Raw genomic sequence first — 23,817 nt, 5'->3', positions numbered from 1 at the left:
AGAAAACAAATTGGAGGCATAAATTGTCCAGTAGAGGAAATCGTTTAATGTCCCTTGCAGGAAGGGATTTTTCAAAAAGCACGAACAGAGATTTAGAACTTCAACTCAATAAAGTTATAAATGAGAGAATGCATGGTCTATGTTTCAGCCCCTATCTTGAACATCAGGGGCCTGGTGATCAGATCAGTGAAAAACAGATAAGAGAGAAAATTGAGCTTATAAAACCCTACACAAAATGGATCAGAATCTTCTCTTGTAGTGATGGGAACGAAGCCATTGCCGAAATCGCCCACGAAAATGGACTAAAAACCATGGTGGGAGCCTGGATCGGGAAAGATTTTGCTAAAAATGAGATGGAGATAGAGAATCTGATCAGCATTGCACAGAAGGGATTTGTGGATATTGCAGCCGTGGGGAATGAAGTTATGCTCAGGGAAGAGCAGAGCGAAGAAGCAATGTTGGACTATATCAACAGAGTGAAGAAGGAGATTCCGGAAATCCCTGTGGGATATGTGGATGCCTACTATGAGTTCTGTGACAGACCCTCTATTACAGATGCCTGTGATGTTATTCTGGCCAACTGTTACCCATTCTGGGAGGGATGCAGTCTTGAGCATTCTCTGCCGTATATGAAGGATATGTACCACCGTGCTAAAACTGCAGCCAAGGGGAAAAAGGTCATTATCTCTGAGACAGGCTGGCCAAATATCGGTACTAAATTCCATGGCGCCGTCCCTTCCAGGGAAAATGCAATGAAGTACTTTATCAATTCTTTTAAATGGGCTGAGGAAGAAGACATTGAAATCTTCTATTTCTCCGCATTTGATGAGGCCTGGAAAATTGAGGATGAAGGAGATGTCGGTGCATACTGGGGTCTTTGGGATAAAAGCGGAAGCATGAAGTATCCTGTTGAATCTATAATTAAAAGTGTTTGAGATACAGGATTAAAAATGTCAGAAAATGAATTTAAAAATGCCATATGCTATTCCGGTTATCGAATGGGGCAGCGCCCCGGGGGAGAGTCTCCCTCCTATGAACAGATAAAAGAGGATCTTTTTATTTTGAAGGAACACTGGAGCATCCTGAGGCTGTATGACTGCAGCAGGCATGCTGAGACCGTTCTGAAAGTCATCGAGAAAGAGAAACTGGATCTTAAGGTCATGATAGGGGCCTATATCGAAGCCGAAGTTAATAATGAGAATTGCCCCTGGGGGGGAGGAAGCCATCCTTCCCAGGTCCTTCAGGAGAATATCCGCAGTAACAGGCAGAATATTAACAGGGTCATCGAACTGTCCAATAGATACCCCGAATTGATCTCCTCAATATCCGTCGGAAATGAGGCTGCTGTTGACTGGACCGATCATATGGTCCCGGTGGAGAGGATTCTTGAATATGTCAGGATGGTGAAGAAGGGGGCCCGGCAGCCCGTGACCTACTGTGAAAACTATGTTCCCTGGACGGGTAAGCTTGAGAAGCTGGTAGAGGAGCTTGATTTTATCTCTATTCATACCTATCCCGTCTGGGAGTACAAAAACATTGAGCAGGCCCTGGATTTCACCAAGGAAAATTACTATAGCGTAGCAAATAGATATCCCCACAAGGCGGTGGTAATTACCGAGGCGGGTTGGACGACAAAATCCAATGGCCGGGGCATAGAACCCGGCAATGTCAGCCAGGAGCTGCAGGCTGTTTATTATAATCAGCTGATGGAGTGGTCCAGGAAAAATGATATTCTGACATTTGTTTTTGAGGCTTTTGATGAGGACTGGAAGGGTTCCGGGGATGCCCTGGAACCGGAGAAACACTGGGGCCTGTTTACAATAGACCGGGAACCCAAACTGGTGATGAAGCAGCTTAAACGGATGTATGCCTGATTTTCCCGAAGGGGATAGGTAGACAAAACAGACGTGAACCAATAATATTTCAATGGTCATAAAAAAATGCGTGTAGTACAGAACAGTAATAATATTATAAGAGTTCTCAAATCTATCTGGCTGAAGCCGGGAATAAGCAGGATCGAGGTATCGAAACAGCTGGGGCTGGATAAGTCTACGGTGACTATCGTAGTCAACCGTCTGATGGAGCTCGGCTTTATTGAAGAGATACAATCCTCTCTTACCCCCTATACCGGCGGGAGACGTCCCATCGGACTCTCTCTAAAGGAACAGGTTGGTGTTATTCTGGGAATTGAGATCCAGACCAATTCTTATCATGGGGTCATCCTTGATCTGAATGGTTCGATCATCTCAAATTTCACTGGTGAGATTCTTGGAGTGAGGGATGTTGTATCCACGTTTCTTGATATATACAGAGAGGCCTATCGGAAGGTGGAAGCTCTGGGACTCCCCCTTCTGGGAGTGGGTGTCGCATTTTCGGGACTGATCGATCCCCACAGAGGATTCATTATCGAATCTAATCCCCTGGGTGTTCATACGGGTCTGGACTTCTATCGGGAGATAAAGCCGTTTATTCCGGTGCCCGTATTTATCGAAAATGATGCCAATTGCGGCTGCTGGGCTGAATTGAATATCAACAATCGTGACAGATCACGGAATTTTCTCTTTGTTCTGGGTGAATTCAGAAAAGCACGCATCTTTGAAGATGATTCCAGGGTTCTTGCCCTGGGAATGGGTGTTGTTCTCGGGGAGAGGGTTCTTTACGGGAAGGATTTTGCCGCCGGTGAATATAAGAGCCCCGGATGGAAGGCTCCCAATAAAACCCAGTTTTCCATCTCCGATGAGCAGCTGGCCTCCCTGGATGATGACCGGCAGATTGTAGAGAGTGTCAGGACAGAATTAACACGGGATATAGCCTACCTTGCGAACATTCTCAATCTGAGCAGAGTGACTTTCGGTGGGGATATTGTCAACTATTTTGACCTCCTTGAGGATTCACTGAAGCAGGAGATCCGAACTAATACATCCTATGAAAAATACAGTGATGTAGAAATCACCATGTCGGGTAACCGGGAATATACGGTAAGTTACGGGGCAGCCTGTATGCTTATAGAAAATCTCTTTCTAACCTACGAGAATTCCTTTGAGAATCCCTGGAAGCAGAAAGTGGGGATCGATCTATTCAACAGCTTCTCAGAAACAATCCAGCAGTCTTGAGAGTCTTTATATGAAAATAATCAAAACAGTCAGAACCGCACAGAAAACTGGTGAGAGACTGAGTTCCATTCCCAATGATGAGATCTCATCTGTACGGGATCATAAGACTGTTATTACCGTCGATTCCGAAATCACTTTCCAGAAAATGCTTGGTTTCGGAGGCGCCTTTACCGAAGCCGCCGCCGTTACTCTGTCAAAAATCAGCGGGGAGCTGAGACAGGAAGTCCTTCGCATGTATTTTGATCCGGAGGACGGGCTGGGGTATAACCTGGGGCGGGTACATATTCACAGCTGTGATTTTGCCCTTGGAAATTACAGCTATGTGGAAGAGAATGACAAAGAGCTTAAAACCTTCAACATCGAACATGACAGAGCGTTGATCATTCCCCTGATCAGAGACGCCATGAAGCAGTCAGGCAGAGAGCTCACACTGTTGGCCTCTCCCTGGAGTCCTCCCGCCTGGATGAAATCCAACAGGGATATGAATCATGGGGGAAAGCTTCTGGATGAGTACAAGGATTCCTGGGCTCTATATTACACAAAATTTATCAATGCTTATCAGAATGAGGGCATTCCTATCTGGGGAATCACCGTCCAGAATGAGCCGGACGCCGTTCAGACCTGGGATTCCTGTATCTATTCGGCTGAAGAGGAACGGGATTTTATAAAAAATCATCTGGGTCCCGGGCTCCATAAGGCGGGAATGGATCAGGTCAGGCTCCTGATATGGGATCACAACCGGGATATTATTGTAGAGAGGGCCAGGACTGTTCTGGATGATTCCGAGGCTGCGAAATATGTATGGGGAACCGGTTTTCACTGGTATGTTTCCGAAGAATTTGAAAATATCGGTCAGGTGCATGAGCTTTTTCCGGATAAGCATCTTCTCTTTACAGAGGGCTGTCAGGAAGGGGGCTGTAAAATCGGAGAATGGTTCACAGGCGAGCGCTATGGCCGTAACATGATTGGTGACTTCAATAACTGGTGTGAAGGCTATCTGGACTGGAACCTGGTACTGGATGAGACAGGCGGCCCCAACCATGTAAACAATCTCTGTGATGCAGCTGTAATAGTGGATACTGTCAATAAAAAGCTGATATTCAACAGCTCATACTATTATATTGGACAGTTCAGCAAATATGTTCAGCCGGGAGCCTCGAGAATATTTACAGATTCAAGAATAGACTTTATTCATTCAGCTGCGTTTATCAATGAGGATGGAACTCTTATTTTAATAGTGATGAATGAAGGTGACATTGATAGAGATGTAAGCATTGAATGTAATGGAGATTATTTGAATGTGCAGATAATGAGTCACTCAATTATAACATATGTATTGGAACCTTAGATTTGATTTAATAACTATACCATCGTATATTAAATTTTGATGGAGAGAAATCAAATGGATCAGGATCTATGCAGTACATGCCGCAATAATCTTTGTGCTAAAAAAGTCTCTATCTTTTCATCCCTGGATGATAGGGATATAAACAATATTGTGAAATTGACAGGACATAAAAACTATTTTAAAGGGGACTTCTTATGTCATGAAGGAGATCTTTCTTCAAAGCTCTTTATCGTAAACGAAGGTAAAGTTAAGCTGTCAAAATTTAATAAAGATGGAAAAGAACAGATCCTGAGGATACTCTCCAATGGATCTTTTTTTGGGGAATTTTATTTATTCAGTGACAATGAACCATATAACTTTTCAGCCATAGCCATATCAGATGTAAAAATCTGTACTTTATCCAAATCCGATATGGATGTACTTCTAAAGGATCATCCAGAGATCAATCAGAAGATTCTTGCTGAGATATCCAGAAGACTTATTCAGACTGAGAACCTGGTACAGAATCTCTCTACAAATGATACAAGTTCTAAAGTTGCCTATGTATTACTGAAGCTGTCTGAAAGGTACGGTAGAGTTGAGAACGATCAGATTCATGTTGAAATCCCCATCAACAGGGAAGAGATGGCTAATTATGCCGGTGTTACAAGAGAAACCATGAGCCGAAAACTCAGTTCCTTTGAACAATCAGGGATTATCCGGACTAAGGGTCATAAGATGATAATTATCATAAATAAAAAAGCCTTAATGGATTTAATTTAAGAAAAATCTAAAATGTGTTTCAAATCACATTATTATCCTTGAATCTCATTTATCTTCAGATCATATCAAAGAGAAATGATTATCTGGAGGATAATATGAGTATAAAATTAAATGACAAAACATCATGGGTTGGAAAAGTAGATAACCGTGATGTTCCCTTTCACAGACTGGTTCTGACAAAAGGAACCACATATAACAGCTACCTGATTAAATCTGGAAAACCGACAATTATTGACACTGTGGATATCTCTTTCGGAAAAGAGTACAGGGATAATCTGGAAAAAGAAATTGATCTGGCAGAGATTCAATATATCGTAATCAATCATACAGAGCCTGATCATTCGGGTGGTTTGAGAACTCTGGCGGCCAAGGCTGTGAATGCAGTTATTGTCTGTACCAAGCCGGCTGTTTTTGAGCTGAAAGAGATGTACAAACTCCATGACAGAGAGTTTCACATTGTTAAAACTGGAGATACCCTCGATATTGGCGGTAAAACTCTTTCATTTATTGAAACTCCTTATCTCCACACCGAAGAGACAATGCTGACCTACTGTATTGAAGATAAAACTCTTTTTTCCTGTGATGTTTTTTCCACACATGTCGCCAGTGAGAATCATTTTAATGACAGAGAGAGTAATGATATCCTTGAAGATTTCAAGGTTTACTACAAACTGATTATGCATCCTCACAGGATGTATGTAAAAGAGATGATTGAGAAGATTAAAGATCTTGATATTGAAATAATAGCACCTTCTCATGGATATATTTTAAGAAAAAATGCTCGGGATTTTATTCAGATATATGATGATATGAGCAGGAACATCAACTCTACAAGAAAAGCATTGGTTCTATTCTCTTCCATGACTGGTAATACAAAGGAAATTGCCGGTGAAATAAAAGAGATCTATGATGATAATCATATAGAGATGAACATGGTTGATGTGAATAAAACAGAACTCGATGATGTAATTTCAGAAATAAAAGCTGCGGATATTGTATTTTTCGGAACATCCACACGTTATGCAGATATGATCGGGAATCTTGAACCAGTGTTGAAAAAACTGGAAGATATTGACCTTGGTGGTAAATGTGCAGTTGCCTTTGGTTCCTATGGGTGGAGTGGAGAACCGATCGAAATCATACAGGAGTATTTGAATGCTTCTGGATTCAATACTCTCAATACCAGTGACATTGTTAAATCAACCGGTATGACTGATGTCTATTTTCCCATAAGAATCCGGTTTTCGTTGAATAAAGAGAGCAGAGAAACATTAAAAAGGGCTGTTTACCATACAATTGATCAGGTAATGGCAGAGTAAGGAATTAAAGGAAATAAACAATGAAAAATATTATAGATATAAATAAATCACTCGGTGAAATCGTTACAGCTTATCCGTCGACGGTTCCTGAACTGAGCAGGTACAAACTGGATTATTGCTGCGGTGGAAAAGATACCCTGGCTGAAGCTCTAAAAAATATGAACCTTAATGAGCAGGCTGTTATAAATGATCTTGAAAAGGCTGTAGAACAAGCCATTGAATCTGATAAGGTGACAAGAGACTGGAGTGGTGCATCTATGAGCACCATCATCAGTCATATTTTGAATACACATCATGTCTTTATGAAAGAAGCCCTGGCTGAATTGAATAACCTGATGTTTAAAATTCTTAAAGTTCACTTTAAAACAGATGGAGAAACCCTGCTTCAGGTCCACCACCTGTTCGGAAATCTCAAGACAGAACTGGAAGCACATCTGGTTAAAGAAGAGGAAAATCTATTTCCTATGATTATTGAATATGAAAAGAATAACAGCGACTCTTTGAAATCACAGATACTGAAGTTTATAGAAGAGACTGAAAGTGAACATGATACGGCAGGAGATGTTTTTAAGGAACTGGCCAAAATAACGGGTGATTATACAGCTCCTTCCAATGCCTGTGGTTCATATAGAAGAACATATTATCTACTTAATGACCTGGAAAAGGATACATTCAATCACATCCATCTGGAAAACACTGTACTCTTCGGCAAACTCTGATTCTTTGACATAACATGTCTGGCTATTTCACCCCCCCTGTATAAGAATATAAGTATAGCCGTGGAATAAAGATACCGGGAGATGTTATGTCGGAAAGTATCCAGAATAAAGAAGATCGAAAAAGAGAACTGAGTGAAATAATCGGGAATCTGAAGACTGACCAGGATATTCCGAAGATGAAAAAGAGGTTTTCCACCCTATTGAAGGATCTCAGTCCTGAAGAAATAGCCGAGGCGGAACAGGCTCTGATTGCGGAAGGCGTTCCTGTGGAAGATGTACAGAAGCTTTGTGAAATTCATGTTGCTGCCTTCGAAGATTCCCTGAAGAAAAGCTTTCGCAGGGATAAAATGGGAAGAATCCTGGCCGGGCACCCTGTTGATACCTACAGAAAGGAAAATATAGCCTTAAAGAAACTGCTCAAACAGCTTAAACGATCTATCAGGAAAGCTGAGCCTCTGGGTTATATTATTCATCAGATCAGTCTGGTGGAGAATCATTATGTTCGAAAAGAAAATCAATTGTTTCCCTATCTGGAAGGGGTGGGATTCTCCGGGCCCTCAAAGGTTATGTGGGGGAAACATGATGAAATACGTGAGTTAATGAAAGAGATAAGCCAAAGCCTTGAAGCTGATAATTTGGCTGCAAGCCGTAAAAAAAGCAGTGTTTTGATTACTTCCATGAAAAGAATGATCTTTATGGAGGAAAAGATTCTTTTTCCAACTGCCATGAGAAAACTACCCGAGTCCACATGGAAAGATATTCGCCGTGGTGAAAATGAAATCGGATATTCCTGGGTTAAACCGGGTAATCTCTGGGACCCGGATATCCTTCCCGTAGAAATAAAGAATTCGAATAGTGTAGATAGTGCAGAGATTGATCTTTCTGTGGGTAAACTTCTTCCAAAACAAATAGATCTTATGTTAAAAAATCTTCCACTGGATATTACCTATGTTGATGAAAATGACCGTGTCAGATATTACAGTCAGGGGAAGGAGCGGATTTTTCCCCGTTCACCGGGAATCATCGGGCGGGACGTGCAGAACTGTCATCCTCCCAAGAGTGTACATATAGTTCAGAAAATTGTTGAAGATTTTAAGACTGGAAAACAGACGGAAGCGGAATTCTGGATTCAGATGGGAGAAAAATTTATTCATATCCGCTATTTCCCACTTTTTGAAGATAAGGTATATCGCGGAGTCATTGAAGTCAGCCAGGATATAGCGCCCCTTCGTGCTTTGGAGGGTGAAAAAAGGCTCCTTGACGAATAACTATCGTCTGAGTAACAGTTTATTTTACTCAGCGATTACCTTTGATTATTCCACTGAGAATAAAAACACTGTAATTATCCCTGAACCCGGCTTGTTTGAGAACTTCTTTATAGGGACTCTCCGAAATAGCTACTCCATTGACGGTCTCTACCTTTATGGATTTAAGAGGATTAAACTCCCGGCTGAGAAGCACCTTGAAGAAACTCAGAGCCTCCAGGGAATCCACTGCTTTTTCATCTGTAAAGAAATCCAGATCTTTTCCGTTCCGTTTGGAGAAAAGAATGGGGTTCTCTCCACGAAAGACCATATGACTTCCCTGCAGCCTGCCTGGGTAATTCCCTTTGAGAGCGTCGACCTTGATTCCTGATAGTGAGGCAGGGTCGGTACAGTTCATCCAGTACATATTCTCTTCATCCATGGGCTCAGATAATTCACGCAGAGCCTCCCAGCTGGCAAATTGTATGCCTCGTATATCCTCAAAGAAGTAGCCCGATACGCATTCCCCTGAGAGTTCCATCAAGCGAAGTGTCCGGAAAACAGCATTCCAGTTCAGCTGTTCTGTTTCTCTTTCCAGGAGCTGACGAAAAAGAACTCCATAGCGGATAAAAAGCTGCCTGATCACATCCCTGAGACGTTCATCTCTTTCGATTAGATCTTCCTCATCATAAATAGACTCGGTAAGGAACCAGCGCCCTTCCACGGGTCTGGAGTTCGACCAGCGGTTAAAACCGCCTCTACTGATCCTTCGGCCTCCGCTTTTTCTTTCAATGTCCTTGAAAGATTCGGCTTTGAATTTGTTCAGAATCCCTGTTCGGACAGTTCCATAGTGGTCGTTGCTGAGACGCCCGTTCCAGCACTGTTCCCATAGAAATGAGACCAGGTCAGTGCTGCCTTTCTGACTATGTTCCTTTATATCCCAGAATGTAAAACTTCCTCTCTTATCGGGAAGAAGCTGGTCAAGTTCTGCATCACTGCTTTCTTTTTTTATAAACAAAGACTGCTCTTCTTCAAAACAGAAGGCAATCTTCTCTTTCCCGCAGCCGTACCATAAGAGAGAACTCTCCTGAAAGAGGGTATCAAGCCAGGATTTATAGTAGGGCTGCACCCTTGAGGGAAAATAATCACTTTCCCAGAGGGAGGCTTTCCCGCCAAATGCTACCAACTTTTCAAAAACTTCCTGCAGCTGTTCCTTGCCTGATCCGGCCCGGGTCAGTGACTGATGCTGAGCCAGGAATAACTGCAGCTTCTTTATAGGCAGAGCCTTGAATTTACTCCGTCCCTTTCTTCTTTTCAGACGGAAGAGTATTTCCAGGTTCTCAGCAGTACAGAACTGATCTGTTTCGGCATTTTCGGTGAGTACATCGATTATCAGCTCTTCAGATTCTCTCATGGTCTCCAGGAAACCCAGAATATCTTTTTCCTGTGCGGGATAAATTGAACAAAGAGTCTCCATATATTCTGGTCCGGAAAAACTGATCCACCGGGGGAGGATAAAGTCAATTTCTGATGTAAATCCTGCTTCTTTATATTTCTTTTTATAATTAGATGAGATTACTAGAACTTCACTGCTTAAACTCGTCTCCCAGAAGACAAGCTTTTTCTCTGTCTCAGTTATCATAGTCTCTGATTTATCCGGCAGATCTCTAGTCAGGACTGATTTCATCTCATCCCATTGAGTCAGGGGGATGAAAATCCTCTCCTCAACCCAGTCAAACAGGTCATCAGCCGTGGGGGGGCAGTAATCTGGATAGGTTCTCTGTAGTTTTTGATTGAACTCTACAACAAGTTCTTCAGACAGCATGGGTCTGAGTCCCGATTCATGGACAATCCCTTTTATCAGATCCTCACGAAGATTGGACTGTCCCCCTAAGGGAGTATCATCTTCGTACATTCTCTGGTTGGTATGGTCATAAATAATTCCCGAGGCAAAGGGGGAGGGTGTCTTGGTTGTTACTTCAGTAACTTTTATTTGCCCCTCTCTCAACTCATCCAGCATCTGGGTAAGGGAACGCATATCAAAATCATCATAGAGACAGGAGCGCCATGTCTCTGTGAGGATAGGGAAATCTTCATATCGGCTTACGGCCTGCAGAAGCTTCTTTGACCTCAGCCTTGTAAGCCATAAAGGAGTTCTCTGTTTGAAAGATTTTCTTGGAAGCAGAAGAGCCCTTGAACAGTTATGTCTGAAGCGGGCTCCGAAAAACATGGTGGATTCCAGTCTCTGTCTGAGCAGTTTTTCCAGATTATCACCGTCTACCAGAGATAGAACATCATTGATATCAAATTGATGGGGCAGATCAAGGATAACCGCATCATCATCACAGTATACCTGCAGCGGATAACCATGTTTATTCTCCCAGGCCTGAGAAAGGGCTTCACTGTAGGGAAAGTTCAATTTCCCGCCCCACACTGTGTGGAGGATAATTTGATGACAGTCAGTTCTATTTAAGGGATCATTGAAGTGCTCTATAAGAAGATGAGTCCGATGGGGCAGTGCTCCGTCCACATGATCTCTCTGTCTTTTCATAAAGGAGAGGAGGGCTTCGATTGCATCATCTTCCATAGAATAGCTGGATTTGAGAACCCTTTGGATCGAGGATTCTCCAGCTATCCCGGGCTTACTGAGTTCAGTTTCGAAGAATTGAAGAAGGTCGAGGATTTTCGTGGAAAAGAAAAAGTCCCGTCCATTAGGGTCTGCCTTCCAGAAGGGGCTCATGGCTCCCTGTGAATCAGAAGGACTTACCTCTACAGAGCGGTCATTTATATTATCAATTCGCCAGGTCTGGGCTCCCAGTGTGAAGAAGTCACCATGAGATCTTTCCCAGACAAACTCTTCATCCAGTTCTCCAATTTTAGCACCATCCCCGTGGATTCTCAGTTCATAATATCCCCTGTCGGGAATGGTTCCTCCGGACATGTAGATCACACGTTCGGCGCCGTCTCTTGCTTTGGCTGTATTCTCAATCTTATCTATATTCAGCCTGGGTTTGAGTTCTCCGATCCGGGTATCACTGTATCGTCCGTTGAGCATCTCCATTACCAGATCAAAGTGTTTTCTGGGCAGGGTATGCCACATATAAACTGATGTGATGAAAAGGTATAGCTCATCAAGGTTCCATTCCCTGGTACAGCACATGGACAGGAGGACCTGAGCCAGTACATCCAGAGGATTGACCGGAACATCCAGTTCCTCAATTTCACCATCTTTGACGGCTTTTGCGGTAACTGCAGACCGGATGATATCATTCCCGAACATGGGGAAGACAGTGGCGCGGCTTACATCACCGACATTATGTCCTCCCCGACCGATTCTCTGAACAGTTGAGGAGACCGAAAAGGGAGCGGATATGAGAATTACTTCTTCGATATTCCCGATGTCTATTCCCATCTCGAGAGAACTTGTGGCAACAATAGCCTTGAGTTCTCCATTTTTCATCTTCTGTTCTACAAAATACCGGATTTCCCTGGACAGGGAACCATGGTGGGCAAAAGCGATGGTTTCTCCCACATGCTCATTGATCATTCGGGTAACTTTTTCAGTCTGTCTTCTGCTGTTACTGAAGATCAGAGTTGATCTGTTTGCCTCTATCTTCTTAACAATATTTTCAATTACACCAGGCCAATGAGATTGTTCTCCTTCAGGATTTTCGGGGAAGCTGACATTGATTTCATATTGTTTTTTTATATCCGAGTGGATCAGCTTTATCTGTCTTGGACGCAATGTTTCTTCCGCATATTCCCTGGGATAGAATCCACCCAGCAGAGATGCAACAAGAGACATGGGCCTTACAGTAGCCGAGAGTCCGATTCTTTGAAACTCACCGTTTATCAGAGTTAATCTCTCAATGGCTGAAAGAAGATGAACACCCCGTTTATTGGCAGCTACCGCATGTATTTCATCAAGGATAACAACAGAGAGGCCTGATAAAATTTTTTCTGCAGCACCCGATGTCAAAAGTATGTTGAGACTCTCAGGAGTTGTAATGAGTATTTCCGGAGGGCGCCGCACCATTTTCTGTCTGTCAGAGGAGCTGGTATCACCGCTTCTTATGCTGATATTGATTTCAGGAAAGGGAACTTCATTTTCTTTGAACCTGGCCTTTAACTCAGCAAGGGGCTCAGTCAAATTCTGTCTCACATCATTATTGAGAGCTTTCAGGGGGGATATATACAGGACCCGAACCATACCCCCGGGCCATTCCCCTGTTATCAGCTGGTTTATGGACCATAGAAAGGCGGCAAGTGTCTTACCGCTTCCTGTGGGCGCTGTCATCAGTGAATGAGATCCCGAAGAAATTTCTTTCCATCCCCGTTCCTGAATATCTGTAGGACTTTTATATTTTGATAAAAACCACTCCTGTATGAGTGGATGAAATTGCATCATATGTTCAGTCATGGTCTGTCAGTTCCTCGGGTTCCTGATGTATTTATTCTAAGAACATATTATACCGCATCAATTTTATATTGTAATGAATTGTATTTATGCATCATTATAAGTTCATATTATGAAGAAAATAATTTTATTTATTGCCGGTCATATTTTTCTATCTCTCGGAATCATAGGAATTGTTCTTCCTGTTTTACCAACTACTCCATTTTTACTATTATCTGCAGCCTGTTATATGAAAAGCTCAGAGAAGATGTACACATGGCTGATCAACCATAGGGTTCTTGGACTCTATGTAAGATCATATATTAAATATAAAGCAGTCTCTCGAAGAGCTAAAATCACCTCTATCTCTGTATTATGGGTAGTTATGATAAGCACTATTCTCTTTTTCATTACTTTGTTATGGATACGAATACTCCTGATTTTCATTGCAATAGGAGTAACTCTATACCTGGTCCAAATCACAACTTTGACAAAAGAGATGGTGGAAAGCTTAGCTGAGTGATTGTAATATCAACAGGAGTCATCAATGCTGCAGAAAGTGAAAGACATAATTAAACATTACAGCCTGAAAGAACTTCCCGTGGAAGGGACCCTATATAAAAGGACTTACTGCTCTAAACGGGAATTAGGGACGGGAGAGCCCTGTGGCAGTGCCATAATAGCCCTGTACTGTGATGAGCCCCCCAGTGTTTCACTCTTTCATAAACTTACATCAGATGAGATCTGGCATTTTTATGGAGGAGACCCGCTACGCCTTGTGCTTCTTTATCCCGATGGTTCCAGCAAAGATATTATTATGGGAAATGATCCCCTTAAGGGGCAGTATGTTCAATTTGTAATACCTGCTGGAGTCTGGCAGGCCGGTCATATGGTAGAAGGGGGAACTTACTCTCTTTATGGATGCACCCTTGCCCCGGGATTTACTCCTCATATGTTTGAAGCTGGTGTTTCTGAGGATCTCTTCATTATTTATCCCGACAGAGTTGATGATATTACCAGGTTCGGCTGCAGTAATGAGAGTATTACCATGCCGGAAGATGTGGATTCTCAAGGAAAGGGAGTATAGTGAAAATTGACCGCCTTCTATCCATAATTGTTTATCTCCTGAATCATGAACTTGTCAGTGCCAGGATTCTGGCCGAGCGTTTTGGAGTGACCGTCAGGACTATCCAGCGGGACCTGGAGTCCATAGAACTGGCTGGCATTCCTGTCATCTCTGTCCTGGGACCCAATGGCGGTTACGGTATTATGGAGAATTTCAAAATTGACCGGCAGCTGGTCTCTGTTGAGGATCTTTATTACATCATCACCTCCCTGCAGTCTGTGTCGGATACTCTGACAGATGATAAAATGGACGGTACCCTGGAGAAGATTAAAAATCTTCTTCCGGCCCGGGATACCGATTTTTTAAGTGAGAGGAATGGGAAACTGTCTATAGACTTTTCAATGCTGGGAGGTGACCCGAGACATCAGGAATCCTTCAAGATCATCAAGGACGCTGTAGATTCGGAAAGGCTTCTTCAATTTACTTATACCAATAACAAGCTTGAAACTTCATTCAGGACTGTAGAACCCCTCACCATAGCTTTTAAATGGAGAGCCTGGTACCTTTTTGCCTGGTGCCGGGATAAAGAGGGTTATCGCCTCTTCCGGACATCCCGTATGCGGAATCCCGAGATCCAGCCCATTCATATAAAAAGAAAAGAACTTCAATTTGAGGAATATCTCCTTAATCAAAATCAGAGTAGCAATACCAAAATGGTAGATCTTTTACTGAACTTTGATCCATATATTATTTCTCTGGTGGAAGAATTTTATACTAAGGAAAACTGTAATATTGAAGCCGACGGCAGTCTGACTGTGAAGACAAAGATGCCTGCAGACGGTTGGATGTACGGCTTCCTTTTATCCTATGGAGAGTATGTCACTGTCCTGAAACCTCCCTCTGTTCGGGACGCATTGAAAGAGATGGCAGAGAAAATCCGGAAAAAATACTGAATCTGAAATATGTACGACACAGGGCTGTCGTATATGCCGTTTTATACTCTATTTATCAAGTTAGAATGACAATGATAAGGAGTGAATAATGGAAATTAAAGAAGTTCAGATCAGAAAGACAGTTATGATTCGTACAATTACACCGGTAAGCAACATTTCGGATGTGATGGGCGAGGCATTTACCGAGTTGGGGGCCTATATGGAGAAAAATAGTATAGCTTTTGCCGGCCCTCCCTATGCAAGGTACTACAATATGGATATGGAGGCTCTGGATGTGGAGATGGGCTTTCCTGTTGCATCGGAATCTGTGGGTACGGGCAGGATTAAAGTCGGTGAACTTCCTGCCGGAAAAATTGCATCAGCAGTTCATGTCGGCCCCTATGATAAACTGGAAGAGACATATATCAAGCTGATGGAGTTTGTAAAAGAGAAGGGGCTGGAAGCAGAGGAGTGGATGTACGAGTTTTATCTCAACTCTCCCATGGAAGTGAAGCCTGAGGAACTGCAGACGGAAATCTGTTACCCTCTGAAATAAAAAGTCTTTGTTAACTCGGCCCGGTTGTATAACCGGGCAATATTTATGAAAAAGGGATTTGTATGAAACAGGAATGGAGAAAAAGCGAAAAAAATATATACCTTCCAAAAAGTATGCCTGAATTGACTGATATTCCTGAATACAGGTTCCTGACGATTACAGGCGAAGGACGACCCGGCAGTGATCATTTTTCAGAGTGCATTTCTGTTCTGTATTCACTTTCATATGCATTGAAGATGACACTAAAAAAAATTACGCAGAAGCCTGAGGATTACAGTGACTATACAGTTTATCCTCTGGAGGGAATCTGGGATCTTAAGGAGGAGGCAAAAAGAAATTATACCGGTCAGCTGGATAAGGATGATCTGGTCTATAAATTAATGATCCGACAGCCTGATTTTATAAATGAAGACTTCTTCAATGAGATACTCAAGATCACCATGAAGAAGAAACCCCATCATCTGCTGGAGAGAGTCGCATATGAAAGAATAACAGACGGAAGATGTGTCCAGATGCTGCATATCGGCAGTTATGACAGTGAAACCGCCAGTTTCAATGTGATGGAAGATTTTGCAGAAAATCACAATATGAAGAGAATCTCAAAAGATCATAGAGAAATATATCTGAGTGATTTCAGGAAAATTCCGGTAGAGAAGCTCAAAACTGTTTTACGGTTCAAGGTTCAGAATAAACAAGTCTTATAATCCTCATGAGAACTGTCTCCTTCTGAAACTTATATACACATTGAATAAACTGTCTTGATATCCTGATCCGAATATCCCTGAATATTCCATAGTTCAGACAGGGTTTGAACCTGTTTTGTCAGCTCATCAAAATCGGGAGATGAGATGCCTGCTTCTTCGAGGCTGAGTGGACAGGCAATGGATTTTATATATTCTTCAAATCGGGAAATAACCATGTCACAGGCAGTCATTTTATCAAGCTCTTCCAGCTCATTCATATCCAGAATATTTTTTCCAAAGAGAATAATTCTGTGAGATATTTTTTCTTTCATAAACTTGAGCCATGCAGGCATGACAACAGCCAGTCCGGCTCCATGACTTATGTCATAGAGGGCACTGAGGGGATGTTCAAACATGTGACTTGGTATGGCTGCACCCTCAAGACCTGCATTGGCAAGGCCGTTCCAGGCCAGGGCTCCGGCCCACATTATTGAGGCTCTTGCATCATAGTCTTCAGGATTTATCATTACCCGGTTCAGAGATTTCATGACCCCCTTACTCAGGCCCTCAATAAATCCGTCCTGTATGGGAGAAAAGTCTGCAGTTGTTGTGAAATAGCCTTCAAGCATGTGGCACAGAATATCGAAACAGGCATAGGCCGTATATTCAAGGGGAATGGTAAAAGTTACCAGTGGATCCAAAAATGCAAGTTTTGGAACCAGAAGTGGTGACCTGATACCGAATTTCTCTCCTCTGGCAGGATTCGTCAGAACTCCGGCAGCATTTGTTTCTGATGAAGTCGCCGGTTGAGTCTGAACGGCAATGATTGGAAGAGCTTTTTTTACAGTTGCCTTTTTGGAATAATAATCCCAGAGATCTGAATCTGCATAATACCCTGCAGCAATACCCTTTGATTCATCAATGACACTTCCCCCTCCTGCAGCCATTATGAAATCGACCGATTCTGCACGGGCTATTCTTATACCTTCCATAGCATGGGGGAGTATGGGATTGGGCTGTACTCCCCCATACTCAACAACACGGATGCCATTAACAGACAACTCTTTATATATCAGATCATACAGACCGCTTTTTTTTAAACTGCCTTTTCCATAAAGCAGAAGTGCTGTTTTTCCAAAGGGGAGTGATTCTTTTCCGATTCCGGAAATAACGCCCCGGCCGAAAATTACTTTCGTTGGTGAATAAAACTCAAAATCTTTCATTGGGGAATTCTCCTTATTCTGTACTGGATGATTATTATATCATGTCGGGAGGGGGAGGTTGTGAGTAATAATAAAATCTATACTCTTGACAGCCTTGATTGATAGATCTATTAATAGATCTATTAAATAAGGGTATTAATATGGAAAAAGAAAATAATATGGAACAGGATATTCTGGTGGAAGCCGAGGCGCTTTTTCTTGAAAAGGGCTTTAATATGGCAACCACAACGGAGATTGCTAAAAGAGTCGGCTGTAATCAGGCTCTGGTGCATTATTACTACCGGACTAAAGAGAAGCTGTTTGAAGCTATCTTTTATAAGAAACTGCATGTTTTTATTTCAACCTTCGGCCAAGTTGATCAAAGAGATCTCTCATTTGAAGACAAACTTATTCATAAAATTGAATCACACTTTGATGTTTTATTTGAAAATCAGAAACTGCCTTTTATGGTTTTGTCTGAGATGATTATAAACCCTGAGAGGAGAAAGTCCTTCAAAGCCATGTTGTCTGAAAATTCAATAGTCTTCAGTCAATTTGTTTCAGATTTTGAAAAGGAGATTCAAGCCGGGAGAATCCGGAAAGTGTCTCCGATCGATATTCTTTTTAATGCATTAGCTCTGAATCTTTCAGTTTTTATCATGAAACCCTTAACCATGGAATTACTCGGTCTCCATGAGGAAGGATTCAATGACTTTGCAATGAATCGAAAAAAAGAAAATGTAAAAGCAGTTCTCAACAGTTTGAAACCATGAATAAGGATTCGATAATGAAAAAAATATATTTAATTCTGGTTGCCATAAGTGCATTTTTTCTATTCTCCTGTGATAGTTCAGATAAAGAGATTTATGCCTCAGGAACCTTTGAAGCCAGGGAGGTTATTGTCTCTTCCAGGCTTAATGGTGAAATCCTGGAGCTTGATATCACTGAAGGGGATACAGTTCAAAGCGGACAGATCCTCGGAATAATTGATTCGGTGCAATTGGAATTACAGAAGCAGCAGCTCCTTTCTTCCATTAAAAGTGTTGAAGCAAGACGCCCTGATATGAATGCCCAGCTAGCACCTCTCTCTCAGCAGATCAGGACAGCAAAGAAGGAAGAGCAGCGGATTAAAAGCCTTTTCAAGGTCGGTGCAGCAACAGAGAAAGATTATGATGATATGTATGCTCAGCTCTTATCCTTTGAAAAACAGTTCGCCGCATTGGAAAGTTCTCTGAAGAAGAGTAATAACGGGATTAGCGAGGATCTGTTGTCTCTGGACATTCAGGTAAAACTGATTGATGAGCAAATCGGGTACTCAATGATTACAAGCCCCCTGGGCGGCAGAATTCTAGCCCAGTATGCTGAGCAGGGAGAATTTGCAGTACCCGGAAAAGCCATAGTTAAAATTGCAGATCTGAATAAGATGTTTCTCAGAGCCTATGTTACATCAGCGCAGCTGACAGATCTTAAGCTTGGACAGTCTGTAACTCTTGTTGCCGACTTTGGTGAAAAGGAGAACAGATACTATGAGGGCACACTTTCATGGATATCTGATAAATCTGAATTCACTCCAAAGACTGTTCAGACAAGAGATGAACGGTCCAATCTTGTGTATGCCGTAAAAGTTGATGTTGAAAATGACGGTTATCTGAAGATCGGTATGTATGGCGGTATGAAAATATCAAATGAATAATCCCATAATACAGGTTCATAATATTTCCAGAAAATATGGGAAGGTTCAGGCCCTGCAGGATATCAGTTTTGATGTTGAAGATGGTGAAATCTTCGGGATCATAGGTCCTGATGGTTCCGGGAAGACCACCTTATTCCGAATACTCACGACCCTTCTTTTAGCCGATTCAGGAACTGCCTCTGTAGATGGCAGTGATGTAGTTTCAGACTACCGAACCATCAGGAAGGCTGTGGGTTATATGCCTGGAAGGTTCTCCCTTTATCAGGATCTGTCTGTTGAGGAAAATCTGGATTTTTTTGCTACTGTTTTTAATACCACCATCAAGGAAAACTATCATCTGGTGCGTGATATCTATGTTCAGCTTGAGCCCTTCAAGACCCGTAAGGCGGGAGCTCTTTCGGGGGGGATGAAACAGAAACTGGCTCTCTGCTGTGCACTGATTCACAAGCCGAGGGTTCTTTTTCTGGATGAACCCACAACGGGAGTTGATCCTGTTTCCCGTAAGGAATTCTGGGACATGCTGGGTAAGCTTAAATCCCAGGGCATTACGATTCTGGTATCCACTCCCTATATGGATGAGGCCGGAAGATGTGACCGTATAGCCCTTATTCAGGATGGCTCTTTTCTTAAAATTGATACCCCTGAGAGTATTATTGATCAGTTTGCCTATCCCCTCTGTGCGGCGAGAAGCAGCTCCACATTTTCTCTTTTAAAGGATCTACGTGATTATCCCGGGGTCCTGAGCTGTTTTCCATTTGGAGATACCCATCATGTGACATTCAAAGATGAGTCTATTTCAATGGATGATCTGGAGTTCTATCTGGAAAGTAAGGGGCATACAGAGATCAAGCTGTCTATGATTCAGGCCAGTATTGAAGATTGTTTTATGAATCTCACCATTGATGGAGATTCCCTATGACTGTAATCAAGACAGTGAATCTCACAAAAAAATTCGGTCATTTTACAGCGGTTGATCATATAAGTTTTGAAGTCGAGAAAGGGGAGATATTCGGATTTCTGGGCGCTAATGGAGCCGGTAAAACAACCGCCATGCGAATGCTCTGCGGTTTGAGCAAGCCCAGCTCAGGGGAAGGATCGGTAGCCGGTTTTGATATTCACAAGAATCCCGAGATGATCAAACGCAATATAGGTTACATGAGTCAGAAGTTTTCTTTGTATGAGGATTTAACTGTACGTGAAAATATTCGCCTATATGCAGGTATATATGGAGTCCCCGATAAGGAAATAGCTCCGAAGACAGATCTTCTTCTGGAGGAGCTTGGATTTTTGAGTGAGAAGAATACCCTCGTAAAATCCCTCCCTCTGGGATGGAAACAGAAACTCTCCTTTTCGGTGGCAATTTTTCACGATCCTGTCATTGTTTTTCTTGATGAGCCTACCGGGGGAGTTGATCCTTCGACAAGACGTCAGTTCTGGGAGCTTATTTACAAGGCATCAGATAGGGGGATTACGGTATTTGTAACAACCCACTATATGGATGAGGCGGAATACTGCAACAGAGTTTCTATTATGGTGGATGGAAGGATTGAAGCCATGGACAGTCCCGGGAATCTGAAAAAACAATTTGAATCTGAGTCAATGGATGACGTTTTTCAGAAATTGGCCAGGAAAGCCACAAGGCAGGCGGACTAAGATATGAAACAGTTTATTGCCTTTATTAAAAAGGAATTCTATCACATCTTTCGGGATACCTGGACCATGGTAATTCTTCTGATACTGCCCATTGTCATGCTGATACTCTTTGGATATGCACTGTCCACAGAAGTGAAGAATACTGCTGTTGCTGTTTATGACCCCTCAAAAGATGCAGCAACTCAGCGGATTATATCTTTACTGGAAATGAGTGAATATTTTTCTATTCATGATGTTCTGGAATCTCCTCAGCAGATCGAAGAGGTTTTTCAGGAAGGAATCGTCAGTCTAGTCGTTGTTTTCAGTGAAGACTTTTATGATAATATGCTTCATACAGGGGATGCGGGTGTACAGCTTATTGTGGATGGAACTGATCCGAATACCGGAGTCTCCATCAGTAATTATGCAAGTGCAATCATTGCCGACTATCAGAAAGATATTACAGGTCTCTCTACTATTCCCTATCAAATCGTTGTAACTCCCAGATTTCTCTATAATCCCGAGATGGAAAGTTCCTATAATTTTGTACCCGGGGTAATGGGTATGATTATCATGCTGGTCTGTGCCATGATGACCTCCATCTCCATTGCAAAGGAGAAAGAGACGGGCACCATGGAAATCCTTCTTGTCTCTCCCATGAAACCCCTGCTCATCATACTCTCCAAAGTGGTTCCCTATTTCTTTCTTTCAATTATCAATCTCATGACTATCCTGTTGATGGCAGTATTTGTTTTCGGAGTGCCTATTGCCGGAAGCTTCGGGGCACTGCTGTTTATCTCACTTCTATACATTTTTGTATCCCTGGCTATCGGTTTATTGATCTCTTCAATTGCAGGGTCCCAGATTGTGGCACTTCTTATATCCGGTATGGCTCTGATGATGCCGGTTATGTACCTGTCCGGGATGATGTTTCCTGTTGAAAATATGCCGGTCTTTCTTCAGGGGATATCTCAGATAATACCTGCGAAATGGTATATTACTGCTGTAAAAAATATAATGATTAAGGGCCTGGGATTTACAGCCATCATCAAAGAAACAGCTGTACTCTCCCTGATGGCTGTATTCCTGATTACGGTGAGCCTGAAGAAATTTAAAATAAGGCTGGAGTAGGAATGATAAAATACCTGATAGAAAAAGAATTCAGACAACTATTGAGGAATCAATTTCTTCCCCGTCTCATTATCATGTTTCCATTGATGGTGCTCCTCTTCCTTCCTCTGGCCGCGAATTTTGAAATCAAGAATATCAATATAACCGTAATGGATAACGATCACAGTTCCTATTCAAAGGATTTGATTCAGAAGATTATATCCTCAGGATATTTTAAATTGACTGAAGTCTCTTCAGATTACAAGTCGGCAATCATCAGTATTGAATCTGATAAATCAGATCTGATTCTTGAAATTCCTCAGAATTTTGAAAAAAATCTTATTAAAGACAAAACAGCCGATCTGATGGTATCTGTTAATGCTGTAAATGGAACAAAAGGCGCCTTCGGGAGCTCCTATCTTTCCAGTATAATCATGGATTTCAGTTCTGATATACGCACTCGACTTGGTCTGATTGGAAGCAGGAATAATGCTCCCTTTTTTCAGGTCATCCCCCAGTTCCGTTTCAATCCCCATCTTCGTTATCCGGTATTTATGGTTCCGGCACTGATGGTAATGCTGCTGTTGATGATCTGCGGATTTCTACCTGCTCTCAATATAGTGGGGGAGAAAGAAAAAGGGACCATGGAGCAGATCAATGTAACTCCTGTCAGGAAATCCACCCTGATCCTGTCAAAATTGATTCCCTTCTGGATTATCGGTTTTATTGTTCTGACAATCAGTTTTGCAGTAGCCTGGATTTTTTATGATCTGGTACCGGCGGGAAATATTCTGATTATATATCTTTATGCTTTTATATTTATTCTCGGCATATCCGGTTTTGGGCTGGTGGTCTCCAATTATGCAAACACCATGCAGCAGGCTATGTTTATGATGTTCTTTTTTGTTATTACATATATATTTATGAGCGGTCTTTATACTCCGGTCAACAGCATGCCTGACTGGGCTCAATTCTTAAGTATATTTGTACCCCTGAAGTATATGATCGAAGTATTGAGGATGGTTTATTTGAAGGGGAGTGGTATTCAGGATCTGATCAGCCAGCTGGTGGCCCTCCTGGGTTTTGCAGCTTTTTTTAATATCTGGGCCGTGCTGAGTTATAGAAAAATAAGCTGATCAGCAAGTGATTCTTATGAAAATAGAGGGCTTTGCATCAGCTTTGATTAGCTTTGACCAGCTGTATTCAGTTGGATGAGGTCAAATCTCTCTATAAAATAACTGTTTCTCAGTCTGCTTCCCTTATCATTCCCCATTGAGGAAGATCAATGACGGGGTGGTCGATGCGGTCCAGTTTTTTAAACCCGAACTTTTCATACATACTGATATTCTTCTCGGTCGCTGTCTCAAGATAGATCGGTATTCCAGCATCATTACTCTCTTCTATGACAGCTCTTAGAAGTTTACCACCAAAGCCCTGTCCCTGATATTCAGGAGAAACACCGAGAATAATCAGATATATATACTCTCTTCCGGCCATTTCCTTTCTTCGGGCAGCTTCCAGGGGAGCAAAAATAATCTGCATCTCTTTCAGTATTTTTGTTCCGATCTTCATGGCATATGATATAGATCCGCTTCGTAATCCTCTCCAGAATGTCATCTCTCCCTTATCTCCAGGCACCCAGGCCGCCATTCCTTCAATCTTTTCTGAAGGAGCATATATCTTTCCATATTTGAGGCAATACCTGGCAGGACTGCTGAAAAAGCTCCTTTTTTGATCTTCTGCCGCCTGGGATAGAACCTTCTTCCAGACAGGATCGGTACTGAATGCATCAGCAAAAACGGTACCTGCTTTCAGAATATCTTTTTTCTGTAACTTGTAGAGTCGATCCAATTGTTCAGACATGAGAAAACCTCCTGTTTGAGTCTAATTATATGATAGTTTACTGTATAATATATCACAGCTGTCCAAGATAATTTGAAAGGGGTTTTATAAAAGCCGATCTCCGTTTATTCTTAAGTCGACTAAAACAATACAACAAAAGGAAATCGGCTATGAGTCATCATACTACAACGTTTGGACAG

General features: G+C 42.2%; 22 protein-coding genes. 19 read left to right on the top strand and 3 right to left on the bottom strand.

Features of this window, described 5'->3' with window-relative positions; genetic code table 11:
- Positions 1-47 precede the first annotated feature (47 nt).
- The 8 genes from DV872_RS18035 (at position 48) to DV872_RS18000 (ending at position 8,529) form a co-directional block, all read left to right on the top strand.
- Positions 48-935 (top strand): glycosyl hydrolase family 17 protein, encoded by an 888-nt coding sequence (locus DV872_RS18035; protein WP_199563509.1) that lies wholly within the window; start codon positions 48-50, stop codon positions 933-935.
- 15 nt (positions 936-950) lie between these two features.
- Positions 951-1,874, top strand: coding sequence for a glycosyl hydrolase family 17 protein (locus tag DV872_RS18030; protein ID WP_114631349.1), 924 nt, complete (start codon positions 951-953; stop codon positions 1,872-1,874).
- Positions 1,875-1,940: 66 nt separating this feature from the next.
- Complete coding sequence (locus DV872_RS18025; RefSeq protein WP_114631348.1) at positions 1,941-3,113, top strand: ROK family transcriptional regulator; 1,173 nt, start codon at positions 1,941-1,943, stop codon at positions 3,111-3,113.
- Between the two features lie 10 nt (positions 3,114-3,123).
- Positions 3,124-4,461 carry a glycoside hydrolase family 30 beta sandwich domain-containing protein gene (locus tag DV872_RS18020; protein ID WP_114631347.1) on the top strand — a complete coding sequence of 446 codons (1,338 nt, stop codon included), beginning with the start codon at positions 3,124-3,126 and terminating at the stop codon, positions 4,459-4,461.
- Positions 4,462-4,500: 39 nt separating this feature from the next.
- A complete protein-coding gene (locus DV872_RS18015) occupies positions 4,501-5,223 on the top strand; it encodes a Crp/Fnr family transcriptional regulator (protein WP_199563508.1) in 723 nt (240 codons plus the stop codon).
- 95 nt (positions 5,224-5,318) lie between these two features.
- The gene (locus DV872_RS18010) at positions 5,319-6,542 is read left to right on the top strand and encodes an FprA family A-type flavoprotein (protein ID WP_114631387.1); all 1,224 of its coding nucleotides are present in this window, start codon (positions 5,319-5,321) and stop codon (positions 6,540-6,542) included.
- A 20-nt stretch (positions 6,543-6,562) separates the two neighbouring features.
- The gene (gene ric / locus DV872_RS18005; protein ID WP_114631345.1) at positions 6,563-7,261 is read left to right on the top strand and encodes an iron-sulfur cluster repair di-iron protein; all 699 of its coding nucleotides are present in this window, start codon (positions 6,563-6,565) and stop codon (positions 7,259-7,261) included.
- 86 nt (positions 7,262-7,347) lie between these two features.
- Positions 7,348-8,529 carry a DUF438 domain-containing protein gene (locus DV872_RS18000; RefSeq protein WP_114631344.1) on the top strand — a complete coding sequence of 394 codons (1,182 nt, stop codon included), beginning with the start codon at positions 7,348-7,350 and terminating at the stop codon, positions 8,527-8,529.
- A gap of 28 nt (positions 8,530-8,557) precedes the next feature.
- Here DV872_RS18000 and DV872_RS17995 read toward each other — a convergent pair whose 3' ends face one another.
- Positions 8,558-12,925 carry a DEAD/DEAH box helicase gene (locus DV872_RS17995; protein WP_114631343.1) on the bottom strand — a complete coding sequence of 1,456 codons (4,368 nt, stop codon included), beginning with the start codon at positions 12,923-12,925 and terminating at the stop codon, positions 8,558-8,560.
- Between the two features lie 109 nt (positions 12,926-13,034).
- Here DV872_RS17995 and DV872_RS17990 point away from each other — a divergent pair, with 109 nt between their 5' ends.
- The 5 genes from DV872_RS17990 (at position 13,035) to DV872_RS17970 (ending at position 16,159) form a co-directional block, all read left to right on the top strand.
- A complete protein-coding gene (locus DV872_RS17990) occupies positions 13,035-13,424 on the top strand; it encodes a YbaN family protein (protein WP_114631342.1) in 390 nt (129 codons plus the stop codon).
- 24 nt (positions 13,425-13,448) lie between these two features.
- On the top strand, positions 13,449-13,988 hold the full coding sequence (locus tag DV872_RS17985; protein ID WP_114631341.1) for a cupin domain-containing protein: 540 nt from the start codon (positions 13,449-13,451) through the stop codon (positions 13,986-13,988).
- On the top strand, positions 13,988-14,920 hold the full coding sequence (locus DV872_RS17980) for a YafY family protein (protein ID WP_114631340.1): 933 nt from the start codon (positions 13,988-13,990) through the stop codon (positions 14,918-14,920). Before DV872_RS17985 ends, DV872_RS17980 begins: the two co-directional genes overlap by 1 nt.
- 88 nt (positions 14,921-15,008) lie before the next feature.
- Positions 15,009-15,455: a GyrI-like domain-containing protein gene (locus DV872_RS17975; RefSeq protein WP_114631339.1), complete on the top strand. Its 447-nt coding sequence runs from the start codon at positions 15,009-15,011 to the stop codon at positions 15,453-15,455.
- Between the two features lie 62 nt (positions 15,456-15,517).
- Positions 15,518-16,159: a GyrI-like domain-containing protein gene (locus DV872_RS17970; protein ID WP_114631338.1), complete on the top strand. Its 642-nt coding sequence runs from the start codon at positions 15,518-15,520 to the stop codon at positions 16,157-16,159.
- 29 nt (positions 16,160-16,188) lie between these two features.
- Here the strand turns inward: DV872_RS17970 and DV872_RS17965 are convergent, their stop codons facing one another.
- Entirely contained in the window at positions 16,189-17,361 is a 1,173-nt protein-coding gene (locus tag DV872_RS17965) for an iron-containing alcohol dehydrogenase (protein ID WP_114631337.1), read from the bottom strand.
- A gap of 140 nt (positions 17,362-17,501) precedes the next feature.
- Here DV872_RS17965 and DV872_RS17960 point away from each other — a divergent pair, with 140 nt between their 5' ends.
- The 6 genes from DV872_RS17960 to DV872_RS17935 are packed head-to-tail and all read left to right on the top strand — an operon-like array spanning position 17,502 to position 22,911.
- Positions 17,502-18,113: a TetR/AcrR family transcriptional regulator gene (locus tag DV872_RS17960; RefSeq protein ID WP_114631336.1), complete on the top strand. Its 612-nt coding sequence runs from the start codon at positions 17,502-17,504 to the stop codon at positions 18,111-18,113.
- Between the two features lie 14 nt (positions 18,114-18,127).
- Positions 18,128-19,033 carry an HlyD family secretion protein gene (locus DV872_RS17955; RefSeq protein ID WP_114631335.1) on the top strand — a complete coding sequence of 302 codons (906 nt, stop codon included), beginning with the start codon at positions 18,128-18,130 and terminating at the stop codon, positions 19,031-19,033.
- Entirely contained in the window at positions 19,026-19,952 is a 927-nt protein-coding gene (locus DV872_RS17950; RefSeq protein WP_114631334.1) for an ABC transporter ATP-binding protein, read from the top strand. The genes DV872_RS17955 and DV872_RS17950 overlap by 8 nt, the downstream gene beginning before the upstream one ends.
- Entirely contained in the window at positions 19,949-20,686 is a 738-nt protein-coding gene (locus DV872_RS17945) for an ABC transporter ATP-binding protein (RefSeq protein WP_114631333.1), read from the top strand. The genes DV872_RS17950 and DV872_RS17945 overlap by 4 nt, the downstream gene beginning before the upstream one ends.
- 3 nt (positions 20,687-20,689) lie before the next feature.
- Positions 20,690-21,796, top strand: a complete 1,107-nt coding sequence (locus tag DV872_RS17940) for an ABC transporter permease (RefSeq protein WP_114631332.1) — start codon at positions 20,690-20,692, stop codon at positions 21,794-21,796.
- 2 nt (positions 21,797-21,798) lie between these two features.
- Complete coding sequence (locus DV872_RS17935) at positions 21,799-22,911, top strand: ABC transporter permease (RefSeq protein ID WP_114631331.1); 1,113 nt, start codon at positions 21,799-21,801, stop codon at positions 22,909-22,911.
- Positions 22,912-23,020: 109 nt separating this feature from the next.
- Here the strand turns inward: DV872_RS17935 and DV872_RS17930 are convergent, their stop codons facing one another.
- Positions 23,021-23,638 (bottom strand): N-acetyltransferase, encoded by a 618-nt coding sequence (locus DV872_RS17930; RefSeq protein WP_114631330.1) that lies wholly within the window; start codon positions 23,636-23,638, stop codon positions 23,021-23,023.
- Positions 23,639-23,817 lie beyond the last annotated feature (179 nt).

The sequence above is a fragment of the Oceanispirochaeta sp. M1 genome (genome assembly GCF_003346715.1).
Classification (GTDB): Bacteria; Spirochaetota; Spirochaetia; order DSM-2461; family DSM-2461; genus Oceanispirochaeta.
This window is presented reverse-complemented; position numbering and strand designations above follow the sequence as displayed.

Bases quoted from the DNA above. Each gene is read 5' to 3' on its own strand.
- DV872_RS18035 (WP_199563509.1), top strand. From the start codon at position 48: ATGTCCCTTGCAGGAAGGGATTTTTCAAAAAGCACGAACAGAGATTTA.
- DV872_RS18030 (WP_114631349.1), top strand. From the start codon at position 951: ATGTCAGAAAATGAATTTAAAAATGCCATATGCTATTCCGGTTATCGA.
- DV872_RS18025 (WP_114631348.1), top strand. From the start codon at position 1,941: ATGCGTGTAGTACAGAACAGTAATAATATTATAAGAGTTCTCAAATCT.
- DV872_RS18020 (WP_114631347.1), top strand. From the start codon at position 3,124: ATGAAAATAATCAAAACAGTCAGAACCGCACAGAAAACTGGTGAGAGA.
- DV872_RS18015 (WP_199563508.1), top strand. From the start codon at position 4,501: ATGGAGAGAAATCAAATGGATCAGGATCTATGCAGTACATGCCGCAAT.
- DV872_RS18010 (WP_114631387.1), top strand. From the start codon at position 5,319: ATGAGTATAAAATTAAATGACAAAACATCATGGGTTGGAAAAGTAGAT.
- ric (WP_114631345.1), top strand. From the start codon at position 6,563: ATGAAAAATATTATAGATATAAATAAATCACTCGGTGAAATCGTTACA.
- DV872_RS18000 (WP_114631344.1), top strand. From the start codon at position 7,348: ATGTCGGAAAGTATCCAGAATAAAGAAGATCGAAAAAGAGAACTGAGT.
- DV872_RS17995 (WP_114631343.1), bottom strand. From the start codon at position 12,925: ATGACTGAACATATGATGCAATTTCATCCACTCATACAGGAGTGGTTT.
- DV872_RS17990 (WP_114631342.1), top strand. From the start codon at position 13,035: ATGAAGAAAATAATTTTATTTATTGCCGGTCATATTTTTCTATCTCTC.
- DV872_RS17985 (WP_114631341.1), top strand. From the start codon at position 13,449: ATGCTGCAGAAAGTGAAAGACATAATTAAACATTACAGCCTGAAAGAA.
- DV872_RS17975 (WP_114631339.1), top strand. From the start codon at position 15,009: ATGGAAATTAAAGAAGTTCAGATCAGAAAGACAGTTATGATTCGTACA.
- DV872_RS17970 (WP_114631338.1), top strand. From the start codon at position 15,518: ATGAAACAGGAATGGAGAAAAAGCGAAAAAAATATATACCTTCCAAAA.
- DV872_RS17965 (WP_114631337.1), bottom strand. From the start codon at position 17,361: ATGAAAGATTTTGAGTTTTATTCACCAACGAAAGTAATTTTCGGCCGG.
- DV872_RS17960 (WP_114631336.1), top strand. From the start codon at position 17,502: ATGGAAAAAGAAAATAATATGGAACAGGATATTCTGGTGGAAGCCGAG.
- DV872_RS17955 (WP_114631335.1), top strand. From the start codon at position 18,128: ATGAAAAAAATATATTTAATTCTGGTTGCCATAAGTGCATTTTTTCTA.
- DV872_RS17950 (WP_114631334.1), top strand. From the start codon at position 19,026: ATGAATAATCCCATAATACAGGTTCATAATATTTCCAGAAAATATGGG.
- DV872_RS17945 (WP_114631333.1), top strand. From the start codon at position 19,949: ATGACTGTAATCAAGACAGTGAATCTCACAAAAAAATTCGGTCATTTT.
- DV872_RS17940 (WP_114631332.1), top strand. From the start codon at position 20,690: ATGAAACAGTTTATTGCCTTTATTAAAAAGGAATTCTATCACATCTTT.
- DV872_RS17935 (WP_114631331.1), top strand. From the start codon at position 21,799: ATGATAAAATACCTGATAGAAAAAGAATTCAGACAACTATTGAGGAAT.
- DV872_RS17930 (WP_114631330.1), bottom strand. From the start codon at position 23,638: ATGTCTGAACAATTGGATCGACTCTACAAGTTACAGAAAAAAGATATT.